The following is a 513-nucleotide window of genomic DNA, read 5'->3' as shown; positions in this document are numbered from 1 at the left end:
ACTGAAAAATCAAAAACTTAAAATAGAATCGCTCGACTATATTTTGGCATTGGCGTGTACGCTAAAATCCGCTCTAAGCAATTGTTTTAAAATGACTTGTGATTCCCCATGAAATCCTGGAGAGCCAGCAAAGCGCCCGCAAGCTCAGAGTAGAGCGGAAATTTCTCATCCACTGAAATGAGCGTAGCCTGGTACGCCAAGGCCGTTGCGATGATCAGCCGGTCTTGCGGATCGCGGTGATGCTCTGGAAGCTGGACGGCGGTACGCGCAATCGCTGGCGTAATTGGCAAGAGGGCGATGCCGGAGCCACCCAATGCTTTCTCAAACCAGGCATCCTCGTCCTTTGGGAGTTCGATGCGGCCGTGGTGAGCCAGCCAGGCCACTTCAAACGGACATTCCGCACCCCGTGACAGCACCGATGTCGTATTTTTCAGCGGCATCGATTCAGCAGCACGGGGATGGGTGGATAAAGTGCTCCTCTGGTACCTTGAGCGCGCGTAAGAACGCCTGCTG

1 protein-coding gene is annotated in these 513 nt (G+C 53.4%); it reads right to left on the bottom strand.

Features of this window, described 5'->3' with window-relative positions:
- Positions 1–86 precede the first annotated feature (86 nt).
- On the bottom strand, positions 87–513 hold a 427-nt coding region (locus tag CKO23_RS25230; RefSeq protein ID WP_200336349.1), incomplete at its 5' end, for a type II toxin-antitoxin system VapC family toxin.

Source organism: Thiocystis violacea (assembly GCF_016583565.1).
Taxonomy (GTDB): Bacteria; Pseudomonadota; Gammaproteobacteria; order Chromatiales; family Chromatiaceae; genus Thiorhodococcus; species Thiorhodococcus violaceus_A.
The sequence above is the reverse complement of the archived record's forward strand: the minus strand, read 5'-3'. Positions and strand labels throughout refer to the sequence as shown.